The organism is Streptomyces sp. NBC_00094 (assembly GCF_026343125.1).
Lineage (GTDB): Bacteria > Actinomycetota > Actinomycetes > Streptomycetales > Streptomycetaceae > Streptomyces.
This window is the reverse complement of sequence record NZ_JAPEMB010000001.1, coordinates 3464333-3480959: the sequence shown is the minus strand read 5'-3', so window position 1 is coordinate 3480959 and position 16627 is coordinate 3464333. Positions and strand designations below refer to the sequence as shown.

The following is a 16627-nucleotide window of genomic DNA, read 5'->3' as shown; positions in this document are numbered from 1 at the left end:
TATGAATTTTTGGAGGGGCTCCGGAGAGGGCTTTGGAGGGGCTCCGGAGAGGGTTCCGGAGGGGGCTCCGGTCGGTGTCAGCGCATCAGCTCCCCGGCGTTGACCAGCAGCGACTGGCCCGTGATCGCCCGTGCCCGGTCCGAGGCGAGGAAGGCCGCGGCCTCCGCCACGTCCCCGTCCGTCGCCAGCTCCGGCAGCGCCATCCGCTCGGTGAGCCGGGCCAGCACCTCGGCCTCCGGCACCCCCTCGGTGTGCGCGGCGAACGAGACGTACGCCTGCACCGGCGGCCCCCACATCCACCCCGGCAGCACGGTGTTGACCCGGATCCGGTGCGGCCCCAGCTCGTGCGCGAGCGAGTACATCGCCGAGGTCAGCGCCCCCTTCGAGGCCGCGTACGCCGCCTGCCGCACCTGCGAGGGGGCGGCGATCGCCGACTGCGTACCGATCAGGACCACCGAGCCGCCGCGCTCCTTGAGCGCCGGCAGGCAGGCCCGGGTCATCCGCAGCGTACCGAGCAGATTCACGTCCAGGACCGCCTGCCACGTCGCGAAGTCGGCGTCCTCCAGGCCCCCGAAGTAGGAGTCCCAGGCGGCGACATGGACGACGGCGTCGACCCCGCCGAACCGCTCGACGGCGAGCGCCGCGAGCGCCGCGCACTGCTCCTCGTCGGTGATGTCCGTGACCCGGTACGCGGTACGGCGCCCCTCCGGGTCGATCTCCGCGGCGGACTTGACGAGGTTCGCCTCGGTACGGGCGCCGAGGACCGCGTTCCCCCCGTCCCGCACCACCGTCTCGGCGATCCGGTGACCGAGCCCGGCCCCGACACCCGACACGACGACCGTCTTCCCCTGGAGCAGCATCCGGACCCTCCTCGACCCTGGCGAAGCATCTGACGGTCCGTCAGAGTAGGTCTCCGTCACCGACTTGGGAAGGGACACGCGAGTGAGCGAGACGAACGAGGCGAACGCCGAGGGCGCGGCGAGCGAGACCCACAGTGAGACCTACGCGGAGCTGGCCGCCGTCGGCCCGTACGGCGTGCGCCCCGGCCACGCCCTGATCACCATGGTCGAACCGCACCCGGGCCACGAGCACGCGTACAACCGCTGGTACGAAGATGATCACTACTACGCGGGGGCCATGGCGATGCCCTGGATGTACGCGGGCCGCCGCTGGGTCGCCACCCGCGAGCTCCAGGAGCTGCGCCGTCCGGAGAAGTCCGCCGTCGCGCAGCCCGTCACCGCCGGCTGCTACCTCTCCACGTACTGGGTCACCGAAGGCCGCTACGACGAGCACATGAAGTGGACCGTCGCCATCAACAAGCGGCTCAACCGCGACGCCCGCGTCCACCAGGAACGTACGCACGTCTTCACGGCCTTCCAGGACCACGAGGCGACCGTCTACCGCGACGGGGCGGGCGGGCCGCGCGACTTCCACGCCCTCGACCACCCCTACGCCGGGCTGATCCTCCAGGTCGTCGACGCCGAGGGGCCCGAGGCGCGGGCGGAACTGCTCGACCGGCTGCGCTCGCGGGAGCTGCCCCGGCGGCTGGCCGGCTCACCGGCGGCGATGGTGACGGCCTTCCGCCCGACCCCGCTGCCGGGCGACCGGATGACGTACGTGAAGCAGGTCGAGGGGGTCGACACCCGGCTGACCCTGCTCTGGTTCCTGGAGCGGGACCCGCGGGAGTGCTGGGCGGAGCATTTCGCGGACCTGGAAACCCTCGGGGGCGACGTCGGCCGGGTGGAGCTGGTGGCGCCCTTCATCCCGACGGTGCCGGGGACGGACCGGTACGTGGACGAGCTGCGCTGAGCGTCCGCGCGGGCATGCTTCCGCGCGGGCATCCTTCCGCGCGGGCGCGCTTCCGCGCGGGCAAAAAGCCGAGCCCCCTCGGCCAGGACGGCGGACCGGACGAGAGGGCTCTTCTCGGGTACTGCGGGTACTTCGTGTGCTGCGAGTGCTGCACGTACTGCGGGTGACGACCGGGGGTCATCGGGGCTCAGAGGGCCCCGTTGCTCACCTGGCCGACGAAGGCGTTCCACGATCCCGGTCCGAAAGAGAGGGACGGGCCCTCGGGGGCCTTGGAGTCACGCACCGCGATGGCGGCCACGACGGGGGACTTCACTTCGACGCAGGCGCCGTTGCCGCCGGAGTACGAAGACTTCGTCCACGTGTCCGTTGCACCCTGAAAAATCGCCATTATGCTCAACTCCGGTTCTGCAGTGGGTGTTCGCGCCAACCTTCTTGCCGGCGTGATCGACGCTACTTGCTGGTCCCGCCCGGCGGGACCAGCGTTCACACGACCGGGTGGCATATTCCAACTGCGCTTCCGTGGGAGCGATTGCGGGGTGTACGGTGCCTGACCCGCCGGGATCAGGTCAGCCCTGGGCGTGCTTCTTCGCCATCTTCGCGATGAACTCCCGCGTCTGCTCGACGTTCAGCGCCTGCGCCCTGAGGTGCTCGTACATGACGCTGTACTTGCCGACGTCCTGGGCCTTCTCCAGGTAGAGGTCGCTGGTCACGCCCTCGATGTAGACGACGCTGGAGTCGGATGTGTCCGGGAACTCCAGGATCGAGTACTGGCCGCTGATCCCGGGATGCGCGCCCATCTCGAAGGGGATCACCTGCACGGTGACGTGCGGGAGGTGCGACTGCTCGATGAGGTGCTCCAGCTGCTGCACCATGAGCTGCCTGCTGCCGACGATCCGGTGCAGGGCGCCCTCGTCGATGACGGCCCACAGGCGCAGCGGGCGTTCCTCGTCCCGGATGCGCTCCTGGCGGCGGGTGCGGACGGTGACGCGCTTGTCGATGTCCGTCGGTGTCGACTCCGGCATCGCGCCGGAGATCACGGCCTCCGCGTACGCGGGGGTCTGGAGCAGTCCGGGGATGATCTGCGACTCATACATCCGCAGGCTCTCGGCGTCCGTCTCCAGGCCGATGTAGACGCTGTACGGGATGTCGCCGAAGGCGTGCCACCAGCCTTGCTGGCGCGAGTCCTTGGCCATCTGCATGAGGGAGTCGACCATGCGCTCGTCCTCGACCTCGTACACCCCGCACAGGTCGCGCACATCGCGCTGGCTGATGGAGCGACGGCCGTTCTCCAGCCGGCTGATCTTGGACTGGGAGACGAGGAGGCGCTCGGCGACCTGCTCGGCCGTCATGTTCTTCGCCTCGCGGAGCTTGCGCAGCTCCTGTCCCAGTCGGCGTCGCCTGACGGTGGGGTTGACGTTGGACGCCACGGAAACTGCACCTCCGGCTGTCTGCCTGCGTAGCTGTGAGTATCTACTGCTTGGCAGACTGCCACCAAAGGTCAGGTACGCGCTGGGAAACCGGCACAACGTACGTGTGCGGGGCGGTCGTCACGACCGCCCCGCACACCTGTGCGGCTCCCGGGTTGGTACGTCGTGCGTCGGCTCAGTGAGCCGCCGCACGGGCCATGGTGCCGCGAGGCTGCGCCGGTACGCCCGCTGCGGGCGCACGGCGCGGCTGTGCCGCCGCACCGTTCTGGACGTCCATCACGGCGTGTGCCACGAGGCCGCCCATCGGGTCGTGCCGGATCAGGTCGCGCAGCCGGGACCGCGACGACCGTCCTTCGTTGCCGGGGTAGAGGTGCTTCCCGAGTCCGACCGCGTGGGCCAGCGCGGCAAGCGCCGCGGTCCGCGGGTCCGGCGGTACGCCGGTGCGGATCGCACTGTCCAGCCGGGCTTTGATCTCCCTGCTGATCGCCGTGTCCGTCGCCTGGTAGCGAGTCGTCGGCAACACCCCGCACATCTGGCCCTCCACGGCATGCACCATGCCGCATCGCTCCAGATGCGAGAGATACGTCTGACGGAGCCCCAGTCGGGGTCCGCCGATCCAGTGGACGGCCCGAACCGGGCTGCCGCGCCTGCGCAACAGCTCCAGTGCGGAGTCCAAGGTCGGATCTCCGGTCGGCCGTGGCATCACCACGGCGATACGATCCCCGTCTGGGGCTATCCGTCCTGCCAGAGCCAGCTCCACTAGCTGTGCTCCGGCCAGGCCGAGGTCGAGCGACTGCGGCTGCGCTGTGGTACCCGTGGTCGGGTCCAGAGCGAGCAACAGAAGCTCCTCCGGAATAGTTCTGCGGCTCCTGCCCATCCATGCCTCCCCGCGTGGATGAATGACAGGGTGACCCCTCTCACATTCATCTGTCGAGAGCGCCTGGGTGGTTGATCCGGGAACCAGTAGGTATGTCGTTCTCGTCTAGCACCGGAGCCAAGGGGTTCACACAGGACACTGGTAGACGGTTCGGACGTATGCATGACGCATGGAGGAGGCACGGTGGCGGGCGAGTCCCCCGACAAGGCGGAGCAGCAGGGGTCGTCGGAGAAGACGACGGCCTCGGGCGGCGGCAGCCGGGATCCTCGGCTCTCAGCGCTCCGTGAGTCAGAGTCCTCGACGCCGGCGTCGGCTTCGACGTCGTCGGTCCAGGTCGACCAGCCGACGGCCGTGTTCAAGACCCTGGCGCCCCGGGTGTCGGAGGACGACGCGCCGAAGGCGCCCGAGCGGGATGCCGAGCCGGAGGCCGGGGCTGAGGCCGAGGCCGGGGTCGAGGCTGAGGTTGCGCCCGAGTCCGAGTCCGAGGCTGAGGTCGAGTCGGCCCCTGAGGCCGTGCCCGTGCCCGAGCCCGAGAGTGAGCGCTTGAAGGCGGCGGTGGCGGCGTGGGTCGCGTCGGCGGAGGAGCGTGAGCCGGAGGGCGACGCGTCCGGCGACGCGTCCGGCGACGCGTCCGGCGACGAGGACGCCAACGAGGACGCCGACGAGCCGGACGGGGTTGAGGCCGAGGCCGAGGTCGCGGTCGAGCCCGAGCCCGAGCCCGACGAGGAGCCCGTCGCGGGCAAGGCGCCCTCCGCGCCGTCGGACTCCGCGCCGTCGGACTCCGCCGAGTCCTGGTTCGCCGCGCGGAAGCCGGAAGCGGCCGCCTCGCGGCCCTCCGTCGAGGAGCCCGCAGCCGAGGATCCGGTCGTCGACGAGCCGGCCCTCGATGAGCCGGTCGTCGACGAGCCGGTCGCCGAGGAGCCTGTCGACCAGCCGACGGCCATGTTCAAGATCGTCCGCCCGCCCGTGGCACCCGCCGTGGACCAGCCGACGACCGCGCTGAAGCTCCCGCCCGCCCTGCGCGCGGACTCCGACAGTGAGCGCACGAGCACCTTCGTACCGCTGCGCGCGGACATCCCCGCCGAGCGGAAGGCCGAGCAGGCACAGGCGACGCAGGCGGCTCAGCAGGCACAGGCGGCACAGAAGGCCCCCGGAGCCCCCGGAGCCCCCGAGGCGTCCGCGCGGGCGCCCCAGGCCACTCCTGAGGCTCCTGAGGCCTCTGCGGCCCCCAGGGCCCCCAAGGCGTTCGCCCCGGCCCCCGCCCCCGTACCGCCGGCCTCGCTCGCCGAGGCGGAGCGGACCCGGCAGCAGCCGCTTCCGCCGCTGCCCCCGCTCGACCTGCTCGCGGAGCTGACGAACACTCCGCCGCCGAAGCCGAACGCCCTGCGGACGGCCGCGCGCCGGGTGCGGATCTGGACCCCGCTGGTCGTGCTGCTCTTGATCATCTTTGCGATCGTGCAGATGGTCCGGCCGCTGCCCGCGCCCGTGCTGACCCTCTCCGCCGCGCCGACGTTCACCTTCGCGGGTGGCGAGCTGAAGATGCCGTGGCCCACCGAGGGACAGGGCGCGGTCGAGGTCGAGGGCGTCGGCTCCATGGGCCTGTACGGCCCGCAGAAGCCGGCCCCGATCGCGAGCGTCACGAAGACGATGACGGCGTACGTGATCCTGCGTGACCACCCGATCAAGGGGAACGCGGGCGGTCCCGAGATCACGATCGACAAGAAGGCCGCCGACCAGGCGAAGGCGGCGCACGAGTCGACGGCGGCGGTCCAGGAGGGCCAGACCTACACGGAGAAGGAGCTCCTGGAGCTCCTCATGATCCCGTCCGCGAACAACGTGGCCCGGCTGCTCGCCCGCTGGGACGCCGGCTCGGAGGCCGCGTTCGTCGAGAAGATGAACGCCGCCGCGAAGGACCTGGGCATGACCCAGTCCACGTACACCGACCCGTCCGGTCTGCTCGACAGCACCGTGTCGACCCCGCAGGACCAGCTGAAGCTGGCGAAGGCGGTCATGCAGTACGACGTGTTCCGCGAGATCGTGAACATGCCGAACGTGACGGTGGACGGCATCCCCGGCCGGATCGAGAACAACAACAACATCCTGCTGGAGCCGGGTGTGAGCGGCATCAAGACCGGCTCCTCCACCCCGGCTGGCGGCAATCTGCTCTGGTCGGCGAACACCGTCGTCGACGGCGAGAACCGCCGCATCCTGGGCATCGTGATGGGGGCGAAGGACGCGAAGCTCCTCAACGACAAGCTCCAGCTCGCCATCGACAACAGCCTCAAGCTGATCCAGCAGGCCCAGAACGACGTCACCTCCGCCGCCGTGGTCCGCAAGGGCCAGGTCCTCGGCTACATCGACGACGGGCTCGGCGGCCGGACCCCGGTCGTGGCCACCAAGGAGCTCAAGGCGATCGGCTGGCCGGGCCTCCAGGTCAAGCTGGAGCTCACGAACGGCGGCAAGACCGTTCCGCACACGGGCAAGGCGGGCGACGTCGTCGGCCAGGTGTCCATCGGTACGGGCGTGGGCAAGGTCAGCGCACCGGTCGCCCTCCAGTCGGACCTGGTGGAGCCGGGCTTCGACAAGAAGCTGACGCGCCTGGGCTGAGCAGCCACCCGCTCGGCCGGGTGCCCCGGACCTCCGGGGCGCCCGGCTGTTAGCGTTTCCGGGGGACGAGGAGCGCGCGTGTCACACGCGCGGAGATCGAGACGGGAAGTACGGGCAGTACGGGAGAGGGCCGCAGTGACCACCGCTGAGCCGACACGCGCGGACCGAGCCGACCAGACCGACGGCGAGGATCACCAGGATGAAGCCGACCGTGAAGCTGATGGCACAGCCGATCACGCAGCCGACCACGCCTTCGGCCGCACCGATTCCGCCCCGGAGTCGGCTGCCTCTTCCCTCCCGCGAATAGTGCTCCCGTCCCAGCGACCGGCCCCGGCGTCCCCACCCCCTCACGAGGCGACGGCAGCGTCGGCATCGGCTTCAACACCCCCGCCGACCACACCTGCCCCCACCCCCACCCCCACGCCCTCACCCACGCCCCGCAGGCGGAAGCGCCGCCACACGGTCATGGTGGCCACGGGCGTGGCCGCCGTCACCCACATCCTCTGGTTCTTCTTCTTCGCGAACAGCGGCGGGGATCTGGCGGCGCAGGACGCGTGGGCGGAGTTCGTCGGACGGCACCCGGACTCCGCGTACAACCTGGCCTGGTACGGCGGGATGCACCCGGTCTCGTACAGCGTCGTCTCGCCGTACCTGATGTCGCTGCTCGGCGTGCGCAGCACGATGATGATCGCCGGGACGCTCTCGGCGGCGCTGACCGCGCTGATCCTGGTGCGGGTGCCCGCGGTGCGCAATCCGATGGCGTGCGCGCTCGCGGGTGTCTTCGCCTTCCTCTGCAACGCCATGTCGGGGCGGGTCACCTTCGGCCTCGGCATGATGTTCGCGCTGGGCGCGGTCGCCGCCGTCTTCTGCTGGCCGCACCGCTGGCGCCGCAAACGCTGGGCGAAGGCCGTGGTCGCCGCCCCGCTCGCCGGCCTCGCGACGGCGTGCAGCCCGGTCGCCGGGCTGTTCCTCGGGGTCGCGGCGGCGGCTCTCTTCCTCAACAAGCGGCGCCCGGGCGCGTACGCCCTCGGCCTCGCCCCGGTCGCGGTGGTCGCGCTCTCGTCCTGGCTCTTCCCCTTCTCCGGTACGCAGCCGATGGCGTTCGCTTCGACGGCGCTGCCGCTGCTCTTCGGGGTCCTGGTCTTCGTCCTGGTCCCGGGGGACTGGCGCACGGTCCGTACGGCCGCGGCGGTCTACACGGTCGGCACGCTCCTGACCTGGCTGATCGACTCGCAGATCGGCTCGAACATCTCGCGGCTGCCGATGCTCTTCGCGGGCGTCGTGCTGCTCGCGGCGCTGCCGTACACGGCGCCGCGCTCGCGCCGCTGGTACGCGCTGCTGCTCGCCTTCGCCGGCCTGAACTTCTGGATCGGGTTCAAGGGCGTCGACGACGTCATCCGCACCGCCCCGGACGCCTCCTGGGCGCGTGAGCTCGCCCCGCTGGTCAACCAGCTGCAGGTGCGGGACGCGGGCAAGGCGCGGGTCGAGGTCGTGCCGGCCTCCAGCCACCGCGAGTCCTCCGCCCTCAGCCCGTACATCAACCTGGCGAGGGGCTGGAACCGTCAGGCGGACATGGAGCGGAACCCGCTCTTCTATGACGACACGCTCAACTCCGTGAACTATCAGGACTGGCTCGACCGCTGGGCCGTCCACTACGTCGTCCTGCCGACCGGCGCCCCCGACTCGGGGGCCGCGCGGGAGGCGGAGCTGGTCGAGGGCGGGCTGCCGTACCTGGAGCAGGTCTGGTCGGACGAGAACTGGCGGCTGTACGCGGTCGAGAACCCGACGCCGCTCGCGGACCCGCCCGCGCAGGTGCTGAGCGCGGAGGAGAACGAGGTGGTGATCCGGGTCGACAGCCCCGGCCGGGTCCGGATCCGTGTCCCGTACTCGCCGTGGCTCGCGCTCATGGACGAGAACGGGGGCAAGATCGAGGCCCCGCAGGAGACCGAGGCCTCGAAGCTGGCCCGCGAGGAGTCGGAGACGGAGCTCCCGAAGGTCTTCGCCAACGAGGAGGGCTGCCTCTTCAAGGCGGAGGCGGACACGGAGGGCGACGAGTGGACGGAACTGGTCGCCCCGAAGGCGGGCGTCTACCGCCTGGCGGCCCCGTACAAACTGTCGCGAGGCACACCGTGCCCGGAGGAACTGCGCTGAGGCGTCGAGCGGGCCGTCACGGGCGCCGGTAGCCGGCGAGCAGCCGTCGCATGCCGAAGGCGTGCCCGCCGCTGCCGATGACGAGGAGGCGGTAGGCCCGTCCCGCCGCCCCGGGAAACACCGCCCGCGTCTCGGCCGTCAGCCGCGACCGTCCGTCCCCCAGCTCGTCGAGCCGGAAGACCAGGCTGTACGTGGAGAACCGGTGACGGCCCTCAAGGGCCAGCTCCCGCCCCGGTACGACCCTGACGGCGCGGAACCCGGGGTACTCCGAGCCTTCGGCGAGCGGCCGCGGCCCGGCCGGATCGCGGGGGTCGGCGCGGACGAGCCGGGTGTACCGGGCTCCGGCCTCCCGCGACAGTGACCACTCCAGGCCCGTGAGGAGCCTGCGCCACAGCTCCTCGACCCCGGCGTCCACGTCCACGGCGTGCTCGTCGACGTACGGAAGCGTGCTCATGCCGTCACCTTACGGGCGGTCCGCGCGGCGGGGGTGGGGTCCCGCCGTCGGATCCACCGGGTCGCGAACCGGTCGATTCCGGGCAAAGATGACGAATCGTGGACCGGCTCTCGTCGTCCCCGTCCCTGGCCCCGTGCCCGCCGGTGTGCGGCTCAGGAGCCAGACGGTCGGGCCGCCCACGCCCGCGACCGCCGCGTCGCACTCCTCGTCATGGCCCCGGGATCCCGGGATTCCCACGAAAGGCTCCCTCATGCACCCCGCGCTCGACTCCGACGCACTGGCCGAGCTGCGCCGGCCCCGCCCCTACCCCGCCGTGTCGGTCGTGATGCCGACGCACCGCCGTGAGCCGGACAACGCCCAGGACCCCGTACGACTGCGGAACCTCCTGGCCAGGGCGGCGAAGGCCGTCCAGGACGACCCGTCCGTGACGCGGGAACGGCGCGCGGACGTGCTGGAGCAACTGGAGCGGGCCGCCGCCGAGATCGACCTCGTCCACGCCGAGGACGGCCTGGTGATCTACGCGGCCCCCGGAGAGCACCAGGTGTGGTCGGTCGCCCGGACGGTCCCCGAGCGGGTGGTCGTCGCCGACACCTTCCTCACCCGCAACCTCGTCGCCGCCCAGGCCGCCGAACGGCCGTACTGGGCACTGACCATGGCGGCGGACCGGATGTCGCTGTGGAGCGGCGGGCCGGAACAGGCCGTCGAGCACACGGCGGACGGCTTCCCGCTGACGCGGAGCCTGGAGGACCCGGACGCGGAGCGCAAGGAACAGGTCGGGGACCTTCCGAGCAGCTTCCGCGACGAGGACGCGCGCACCTTCTTCCGCGACGCGCACGAGGCCCTGCGCACCGTCCTCGCCGCCGACCCCCGTCCGCTGTACGTGATCGGAGAGGCGCCCGCGGTCTCGCTCCTGGAGGAGACGGGATCGCTGCCGCAGGGCACGACGTCCCTCCACCACGGCGGCCTGGGGCGCGGGCCCGAGGCGGCCGTGCGCAAGGCCGTGGCCCCCCTGCTCGCCGCCCACGAGGCGGCCCTGACGGCCACCGTCGTGGCCGAGCTGGACGCGGCACGGGGCCGACGGGAGTACGCCGGCGGTCTCGACGAGGTGTGGAAGGCCGTGAAGGAGGGCCGGATCCGTCTGCTCGCCGTCGAGGAGCACTATCGCGCCGCCGTCCGCGACCACGGCGACCACCTCGAACCCGCGGACTCCTCCGACCCCGGCTCCCGGGACGACATCGTGGACGAGATCGTCGAACAGGCCCTGGAGACCGGCGCCGAAGTGAGGTTCGTACGCGACGACACCCTGGCCGGCAACGGCCGCGTCGCCGCCGTACTGCGCTACTGACCGCGACGCGACCCCACCATGCCGGAGGAAGCCACCGTGAACCCCGCTTCGTCCCGCGGCAGGCGACCGCTCCGCGTCCGGGCGGCCGGTGCCGTCGTCGTCACCGCCCTCGGTGCGGCCGCCCTCGTGTCCTGCGACTCGGGCGGCGACGACACCGGCGGCCCGACGTTCAGCGAACGCCCCACGGCGCCCGACACGGCCTCCTTCTCCGGTGACCATCCCTCCTCCGTCGCCTCGGCGGCGAAATCGGCGATCGCGTCCGTGCAGGCGTCGGCGTCGTCCGCCGCGGCCTCGGCCTCCGCGCGGGAGGCCGAGCGCAAGGCGTCGATCGGAGCCGAGGTCGAACGCTCCCGGCAGGCGGCCCAGGACGCCCTCAAGGACGTCGACGGCAAGGGGAACGCCCTGAGCGAGGTCGGGATGACCGGCAAGCCCCTGGCCGACACGGGCGGACTGCTCACCGTCGTCGTCACGATCACCAACAAGACGGACGCGACGGCGTCCTACGCGGCCCAGGTCGATTTCCTCGACTCCTCGGGCAAGGTCGTCGAGACGCAGTTCGTCGGGGCCGAGGACCTCGCGCCGGGTGAGCGGAAGCAGCCCCTGGCCATCAGTCGGCAGCCGGCCGACACCCCGCTGACGCCGAGGCTCACCAAGGCGCAGAGGTACTGAACCGCAGAGACCCGGAGGAAAACCGCATGTCCGAACTCATCGTCATCGGCTACGACGACCACGCGGTCGCGACCAAGGCCTTCAAGGCGGTCCAGAAGCTCCGTGACGACCACGTCGTCGAACTCAAGGGTCTCGCCGTCGTCCGGGTGGACATGGACGGCGAGACCCATGTGGACACCCCCAAGAAGACCGAGGAGGTCGCCCTCTCGGCCACCGCCGGCGCCCTGTGGGGGATGGTCCTCGGCATCGTCATCCTCACCCCGGGGATCGGTGTGGTGGGTGCCGCCGTCGGGGGCCTCATCGGCAAGCTGAACCAGATGGGCGTCGACAACGGGTTCCGCAAGAAGGTGAGCGAACTGCTGGAGCCCGGCTCGGCGGCCGTCGTGATCATGGCCTCCAAGATCACCGAGGACCGGTTCGCCGCGGCCATGGAGCCCTTCGGTGGCACCGTCCTCAAGACGTCCCTCCCGGAGGACCGCGAGCGGGAGCTCGCCGAACAGCTCACCGGCTCCGACACCGAGACGGCGGGGTGACGCGGAGCCGTATCGCCGCTCGGAACGGACACCCGCGGGCCGCCGACTCCTTCAGGGGAATCGGCGGCCCGCGGGCGTCCGTTCGGCCGATCAGGATCCGATCAGGATCCGATCAGAAGTCGACGGCGTCGCGGATCAGCAGGCACGTCATGCAGTGGCCGCCGCCCCGTCCGCGGCCGAGTTCGGCGCCGACGATGGTGATGACCTCCACTCCCGCCTTGCGCAGCGGGGTGTTGGTCGGGGTGTTGCGGTCGGCTACTCCACCAGGACCTCCCCACCGGCGCCCCCGCACGCCCTACCGGATGCTGCACCCGGCCCGAACGCCGAAGGGCACCCCTCGACATCGAGAGGTGCCCTTTGCACTTGTGCCCCCGGCAGGATTCGAACCTGCGACACCCGCTTTAGGAGTTCGGTTGTACGGTCCAGGGCGGGGGAGGGGCGCTACTGACGGCTGCTGCGGCTGGCTGGGCGCGACCGCCGCTGTCCACTGTCGTTGATGTCAGCTATGGATGTCAGCCGAGTCGGATCCGGTAGCCACTATCGCTTCTTCCGGAGCTTCCGCATCTTGGCTTCGGCTTCCTTCTTCTTCTGCTGCTCGACCCCGTACGCGGACCACGGCCCCTGGTGCTTGGAGCACCGCGAGCTGCCGATGATCGCTTTGCTCTGGCAGCGGCCCCCGCTCTTCGTAGGAGCACCGCAATTCGACTGAGCCACCCTGCCACCTCCTCGGGGCCCACGGTGGGCGCCCTTCCCTACGCTGCCTGCAGAGCCGGCTCACGATGAGGGCGCAGAGGACGGCGGTGGAAGCACAGACGGAGCGTCGGGAGCATGGGAGTTGCTCAGAACTCCCGGAACATGGAGGGGTCCCACTCTTGGGGAAGGGACCGGGTCATGAAGACGTAGACGGGCCCGTACGGCGTCTCCGTCTGGAGAGCCTCCCATTGGTCCAGGTCGTGAGCGCAGTACCGGCGCCACAAACCCATCATCTGAGCGACCTCTTCGTCACTGAGGCGATCGCTGTCCTGCCCATCCGTCATGGGCGTCATGGTAGGCGCGCCCCTGAGCCTCCTCGCGGCCCCTACCGGTTGATGGGAATCTCGTAGACGATCTCGCACAAGGCGACGGGTACGACGATGTCCGCTGTCTCGACCGGCCGCCCCTGGTCGCTGTAGTAGCTCCGCCGGATGTGGGTGACGAGCGCGGCCTTCTGGATCCCGAGGAGTGAGGCCTCCTCGGCAGTCGCCTGTCGCGGCTCGGGCTGCTCGACGGCATGGCTGACCGTGACGCCGATCTCGGCCATCCGGTTCACGACCCCGGCCCCGGCGTGTGGCCCGCCCTCGGGAAGGACGACGAGGGTCCCGCCGGTGAGGTCGTACGGCTCCCAGCTCGTCGACAGCTGCACGGGCCGCCCGTCGGCGAGGAACTCGTACACGGTCCGGACGCACAGCTCGCCCTCACCGATACCGAGCCGCGCAGCGATCTCCGCCGGCGCGGGCACCTTGGCATCGGTCCGGCTCTCCCAGCCGCCATTCCTTCCCACGGCCTTCATGTCCGCTCGGAACGGTGACCCATCTGGCTGCTCGCGCGCCGCGGACCGAACCATCCGCACCCGCGCCCGGGGCTCGGCCACGTAGGTCCCGGACCCGGCCCGCCCCTCCAGCACGCCCTGGGAGATCAATAGCTCCTGGGCACGACGAACGACGTTCTCGCCCACCCCGCACTCCTGGCCGATCTGGGCCCGAGAGGGCAGCCGGTCTCCAGGAGTCCACTCGTGCTCCGCGATCCGCCGCCGCAGTTCGTCGGCGATGCGGAGGTAAGGCGGCTGCTCAGGCATATGGAAAATCTAGTCCACTAGCTCTAATCTAGTTAACTAGCTTCACTGAAAGTGACTATCGGTGACGGAGGCTTCCTGTGCCTGCTCCAGAAGTAAGCGCGGAGGCCCTCGCCGCCCGGTTGTCCGCCATCGGACTGACCACACGCGTGCTGGAACACACCAGACACACGTCGATCGAAGCGGAGGTACCGGAAACCCTCCCCGCCGAGACATGGCGGGAGGTCCTGGAAGTCGTGGCTGCGGCTGACCGATTCGGTCTCCTCGCCACCAGCCTGGGCGGCCGCACCCTATGGGCCGCCGTGAATAAAGCGGTCCCCGCGACGGGCGATGTCCGGGGACCTGGCCGTCAGCGATAGGAGCTGATCAGCATGTTCAACCGTATCCGCCGCGCCATCGCGCGCACCAGGGAGCGATGGTCCCAAAGGCCGGGCAACCGTCAGACGTTAAGGCCCACCGGCCCCCCGCTCGCCCACCTCATCCCACCCACCGCACCAACACTGCTCCTGCGACAGCTGCGTGACTGCAGAGACGTCCTTAGGGGCGAGGACACCGCCCTCGTTCGCCCGTACATCCTGGCCAGCGAACAGCGCACAAGGCAGCACTCGAAGCCCACCGCACACGGCCACCTCGCCCACACCTGCTTCGCGCCGGCGGAGGTACACGGATGACGGGCGTCCCCCGGACGGCGAACACGCCCTACCGGTCCACCTCATGCCGTATCGGCACCCACCGCGACTGTGCACACTCCTCCCCAAAGACGGCACCGATCGGCATCCCGGTCATCTACGAGGCATGCACCTGCCCCTGCCACTCCACGGCCGCATCACCGGAGGCAGCCTCATGAACGGCCTCCCCGCCGGTGGCGCACTCGCCTCCCCGGTCGAGATCACTACGGCCACCGTGCAGCGCGGAGACGTCATCCAGATCGGCGGCCAACCGTGCCGAGTAGCCGACCTCCGCCAACTCCCCGGAGGCGCCAAACGCCTCCTCTTCGAGTCGGGCGAACTCCTCACGATGCACACCCGTACGCGCCTGATCGCCGTACGCGTGCTCAGAAGGTGGTGACCGCTCCCATGCCGTCCCTCCACCAAACCATCGCCGCCGACCTCCGAACCCAGATCACCACGGGCCACCTCAAGGCCGGCGAACGCCTTCTCTCGGAACCCCGCCTCGCTACGCACTACAAGGTCAGCACCCCGACCCTGCGCAACGCCCTCGCACTCCTCCAGGCCGAGGGCCTGATCGAGAAGATCCACGGCAAGGGCAACTACGTCCGCGGCCCGCTCCGCAGACTCACGTACACGGGAGGCCGCCTCATCCCGGACACGGACCTCCACGTCACAACCCGCACCACCAACCTCCGAGCACACGGAGACCTGATCTCCCTGCTCAAAGTCCCCGCGCGCACGCCGCTGACGGAGTTCCTCTACCTCACCCACCAGGGAGAGTCCCCGCACAGCTTGACCCGCATATACGTCCCGCGTGACCCGGCGCCAGCCAAGCCCTCTTGGCACCGATCCGCCGCGGAACAGAGCCAAGACCAGATCAGCGCCCGCCTGCCAACCCCCGAGGAAGCCTCGATGCTCCGCATCAGCGCAACCCTGGCCGTCCTCTCCATCACCCGCGTGTCGACCGACACCACAGGCCGTGTGCTGGAAGCTGCCCTCCTAGTCCTCCCCAGCGACCGTGCCGACGCGCTCTTCATCACCCGCAACCCACCCGCCGAGAAAGGGCAAGAAGGATGACGCACCACGACGAACTCCGACTCCTGCCCTGGGCGGGCCCCGACGGCAAACCCTGCTACCTAAGCACCAACGACGAAGGCAGCCACCTGTCCCGCCTCGCTGACACCACCGAGGCAATCCAACTCAACCTGGCAGCCGACCTCGTGGCACACGCAGCGGAGGTCCTCCGAGCCGAGACGATCGCCCCGGAGGACCTCCGACGCCTATCAATGGACCTGACGGAAGCCCTCCAGGATGCACTCCGTGTAGCAACAAGCCGCGGCCACCGCCTGCCGGCAGCGAACGTCACCACCCGCGAGGAAGGTAACGAGGGCCCTCAACTGCAGGCTGCGGCCTTCGGCTAGCAACAGCCCATCCAACGACAGAGCAGCCCCGGATCACGTCCGAGGCTGCTCTGCTTGGTGCTCTGACACGGCAAGAACCGTGGCTACTCGTACATCGTTGCCGCTTGGAGCGCTTGGGCGAAGAAGCGCCAGTCACCTTCGGTCGGCAGCTCGCGGCCGGTGTTGCGGTACCAACTGTCCGAGTCGTCAATCCATGCGGCCAATGCCTCCAGGAACCCAGCAAGGTCTGCGTTGTCCCACGACTCGCCGCCGTCGACATAGCTGCGGTGCAGAGAGAGGACGAAGGACGCCAGATCCTCTCTGCTGACGACGTGATCCGGAGAAGTGGTCATGCGCGGCACCCTACTTGGCATGCCACATACCGCAGTGGGGAGACCGCCTCCACCGGGCCGAGAGACCTACGCGCTGAACGTGCTACTCCTCGTCGCTCCGCTCCAGCACCAAGCCGACGGACCCGTCCTCTAGCCCGTTGCTGTCTTCGAGGTGCAGGTGCGCTCCGTCGGAAACGCCTTCGCCGGCCAGTACGAGCAGGTGCCCAGCCAGCGTCCTGAGGCCCGCGGCATTCGCCTCGATGACAACCTCACTCCCGAGGTTCCGCACCTCGATACGTGAGTCCGCGTCCCACGTGAAAACGAGCGCGGCACCATCCGTCACCGTGACGTGGGTGCTCTCGATTGGGCCACGGACGGGTCTGGAAGTCATGGAGACCATGATGCCGCCCACGACACACGACTCCGGAGGGCGCGTGCGTTCCAGGATTTTGTGCTGGTCAGCCGGATCAAGCGCTCTTGTCCTGCTGTGGCAGTCCACGAATAGGCCGTGTTGCCTAGGT

General features: G+C 70.1%; 19 protein-coding genes. 10 read left to right on the top strand and 9 right to left on the bottom strand.

What is annotated here, in order from left to right; translation table 11 throughout:
- Positions 1-77: 77 nt before the first annotated feature.
- Entirely contained in the window at positions 78-860 is a 783-nt protein-coding gene (locus tag OG580_RS15025) for an SDR family oxidoreductase (protein ID WP_267044181.1), read from the bottom strand.
- A gap of 82 nt (positions 861-942) precedes the next feature.
- Between OG580_RS15025 and OG580_RS15020 the strand changes: the two genes are divergently transcribed.
- Positions 943-1809, top strand: a complete 867-nt coding sequence (locus OG580_RS15020; protein WP_267044180.1) for a hypothetical protein — start codon at positions 943-945, stop codon at positions 1807-1809.
- A 187-nt stretch (positions 1810-1996) separates the two neighbouring features.
- Here OG580_RS15020 and OG580_RS15015 read toward each other — a convergent pair whose 3' ends face one another.
- From OG580_RS15015 to OG580_RS15005, 3 genes are all read right to left on the bottom strand, one after another.
- A complete protein-coding gene (locus OG580_RS15015; RefSeq protein ID WP_267044179.1) occupies positions 1997-2197 on the bottom strand; it encodes a DUF397 domain-containing protein in 201 nt (66 codons plus the stop codon).
- A gap of 178 nt (positions 2198-2375) precedes the next feature.
- Positions 2376-3236, bottom strand: a complete 861-nt coding sequence (locus OG580_RS15010; RefSeq protein ID WP_267044178.1) for a helix-turn-helix transcriptional regulator — start codon at positions 3234-3236, stop codon at positions 2376-2378.
- 175 nt (positions 3237-3411) lie between these two features.
- Positions 3412-4113 (bottom strand): GPP34 family phosphoprotein, encoded by a 702-nt coding sequence (locus tag OG580_RS15005; RefSeq protein ID WP_267044177.1) that lies wholly within the window; start codon positions 4111-4113, stop codon positions 3412-3414.
- Between the two features lie 162 nt (positions 4114-4275).
- On the opposite strand from OG580_RS15005, the gene OG580_RS15000 reads away from it, so the two are divergent.
- Positions 4276-6720, top strand: a complete 2445-nt coding sequence (locus tag OG580_RS15000; protein WP_267044176.1) for a D-alanyl-D-alanine carboxypeptidase — start codon at positions 4276-4278, stop codon at positions 6718-6720.
- A 465-nt stretch (positions 6721-7185) separates the two neighbouring features.
- Complete coding sequence (locus OG580_RS14995; RefSeq protein ID WP_267044175.1) at positions 7186-8871, top strand: MFS transporter; 1686 nt, start codon at positions 7186-7188, stop codon at positions 8869-8871.
- A 16-nt stretch (positions 8872-8887) separates the two neighbouring features.
- On the opposite strand, the gene OG580_RS14990 is transcribed toward OG580_RS14995, so the two are convergent.
- Positions 8888-9325 carry a hypothetical protein gene (locus OG580_RS14990; RefSeq protein ID WP_267044174.1) on the bottom strand — a complete coding sequence of 146 codons (438 nt, stop codon included), beginning with the start codon at positions 9323-9325 and terminating at the stop codon, positions 8888-8890.
- Positions 9326-9575: 250 nt separating this feature from the next.
- Here OG580_RS14990 and OG580_RS14985 point away from each other — a divergent pair, with 250 nt between their 5' ends.
- The 3 genes from OG580_RS14985 to OG580_RS14975 are packed head-to-tail and all read left to right on the top strand — an operon-like array spanning position 9576 to position 11872.
- A complete protein-coding gene (locus OG580_RS14985; protein WP_267044173.1) occupies positions 9576-10670 on the top strand; it encodes a chemotaxis protein in 1095 nt (364 codons plus the stop codon).
- Positions 10671-10706: 36 nt separating this feature from the next.
- Positions 10707-11339, top strand: coding sequence for an FxLYD domain-containing protein (locus OG580_RS14980; protein WP_267044172.1), 633 nt, complete (start codon positions 10707-10709; stop codon positions 11337-11339).
- A 26-nt stretch (positions 11340-11365) separates the two neighbouring features.
- Entirely contained in the window at positions 11366-11872 is a 507-nt protein-coding gene (locus OG580_RS14975; RefSeq protein ID WP_267044171.1) for a DUF1269 domain-containing protein, read from the top strand.
- A 112-nt stretch (positions 11873-11984) separates the two neighbouring features.
- Here OG580_RS14975 and OG580_RS14970 read toward each other — a convergent pair whose 3' ends face one another.
- Together OG580_RS14970 and OG580_RS14965 are read right to left on the bottom strand one after the other, a co-directional pair.
- Positions 11985-12164, bottom strand: a complete 180-nt coding sequence (locus OG580_RS14970; RefSeq protein ID WP_267044170.1) for an arginine deiminase family protein — start codon at positions 12162-12164, stop codon at positions 11985-11987.
- A 786-nt stretch (positions 12165-12950) separates the two neighbouring features.
- Positions 12951-13706 carry a GntR family transcriptional regulator gene (locus tag OG580_RS14965; RefSeq protein ID WP_267044169.1) on the bottom strand — a complete coding sequence of 252 codons (756 nt, stop codon included), beginning with the start codon at positions 13704-13706 and terminating at the stop codon, positions 12951-12953.
- A gap of 77 nt (positions 13707-13783) precedes the next feature.
- Here OG580_RS14965 and OG580_RS14960 point away from each other — a divergent pair, with 77 nt between their 5' ends.
- From OG580_RS14960 to OG580_RS14945, 4 genes are all read left to right on the top strand, one after another.
- Entirely contained in the window at positions 13784-14062 is a 279-nt protein-coding gene (locus tag OG580_RS14960) for a hypothetical protein (RefSeq protein WP_267044168.1), read from the top strand.
- 484 nt (positions 14063-14546) lie between these two features.
- On the top strand, positions 14547-14771 hold the full coding sequence (locus OG580_RS14955; protein ID WP_267048011.1) for a hypothetical protein: 225 nt from the start codon (positions 14547-14549) through the stop codon (positions 14769-14771).
- A gap of 8 nt (positions 14772-14779) precedes the next feature.
- A complete protein-coding gene (locus OG580_RS14950; protein ID WP_267044167.1) occupies positions 14780-15451 on the top strand; it encodes a GntR family transcriptional regulator in 672 nt (223 codons plus the stop codon).
- A complete protein-coding gene (locus tag OG580_RS14945) occupies positions 15448-15795 on the top strand; it encodes a hypothetical protein (RefSeq protein ID WP_267044166.1) in 348 nt (115 codons plus the stop codon). Before OG580_RS14950 ends, OG580_RS14945 begins: the two co-directional genes overlap by 4 nt.
- Before the next feature lie 83 nt (positions 15796-15878).
- Here the strand turns inward: OG580_RS14945 and OG580_RS14940 are convergent, their stop codons facing one another.
- Complete coding sequence (locus tag OG580_RS14940; RefSeq protein WP_267044165.1) at positions 15879-16127, bottom strand: hypothetical protein; 249 nt, start codon at positions 16125-16127, stop codon at positions 15879-15881.
- Between the two features lie 82 nt (positions 16128-16209).
- The gene (locus tag OG580_RS14935; RefSeq protein ID WP_267044164.1) at positions 16210-16497 is read right to left on the bottom strand and encodes a hypothetical protein; all 288 of its coding nucleotides are present in this window, start codon (positions 16495-16497) and stop codon (positions 16210-16212) included.
- Between the last annotated feature and the right edge of the window lie 130 nt (positions 16498-16627).